The 791-nt window shown below is 67.9% G+C and carries 1 protein-coding gene; it reads left to right on the top strand.

Going from position 1 to position 791, the window contains the following annotated elements; genetic code table 11:
• The coding region (locus IF29_RS0141180) for a transaldolase family protein (protein WP_030267718.1) at positions 1-668 on the top strand (668 nt) is incomplete at its 5' end.
• Between the last annotated feature and the right edge of the window lie 123 nt (positions 669-791).

Below are 791 nucleotides of genomic sequence, written 5' to 3'. Positions count from 1 at the left end.
ACGTCACGCTGATCTTCTCGCTGGAGCGCTACCGCGGCGTCATGGACGCCTTCCTGACCGGCCTGGAGACCGCCAAGGCCAACGGCCACGACCTGTCCCGGATCGAGTCCGTCGCCTCCTTCTTCGTCTCCCGCGTGGACACCGAGATCGACAAGCGCCTCGACAAGCTGGCCACCCCCGAGGCCAAGGCCGCCAGGAACAAGGCCGCCGTGGCCAACGCCCAACTGGCCTACCAGGCCTACGAAGAGGTGTTCGGCTCCGCCGACGGGAGGGTGAAGCCGTCGGACCGCTGGAAGGCGCTGGCCGAGGCCGGTGCCAAGCCGCAGCGTCCGTTGTGGGCCTCCACCGGTGTCAAGGACCCGTCCCTGGACGACTCCCTGTACGTGGTTGAGCTGGTCGCACCGGGCACCGTCAACACCATGCCCGAGGCCACCCTCGACGCCGTGGCCCACCACGGTGCCGTCCACGGCGACACGGTCACCGGCAGCTATCGGGCTGCGCAGGCGGTCATGGACGAGCTGGCCGGCCTGGGCATCTCCTACGACGACGTGGTCCGGGTGCTGGAGGACGAGGGCGTGCAGAAGTTCGAGGCGTCCTGGAAGGAACTGCTGGACAGCGTCGCGGAATCAATGGAGCGGTTGGCAGCGAGGGACGGTGACGGTCGATGAGCGACGACGTCGAAGAGGTCTTCGTCAATCCGTTGCGTGATCCGGCGGATCGTCGGTTGCCGCGGATCGCGGGTCCGTCGGGTCTGGTGATCTTCGGGGTCACCGGTGACCTGTCCCGCAAGA

This window comes from Streptacidiphilus jeojiense (genome assembly GCF_000719095.1).
Lineage (GTDB): Bacteria > Actinomycetota > Actinomycetes > Streptomycetales > Streptomycetaceae > Streptacidiphilus > Streptacidiphilus jeojiensis.
The sequence above is the reverse complement of the archived record's forward strand: the minus strand, read 5'-3'. Positions and strand labels throughout refer to the sequence as shown.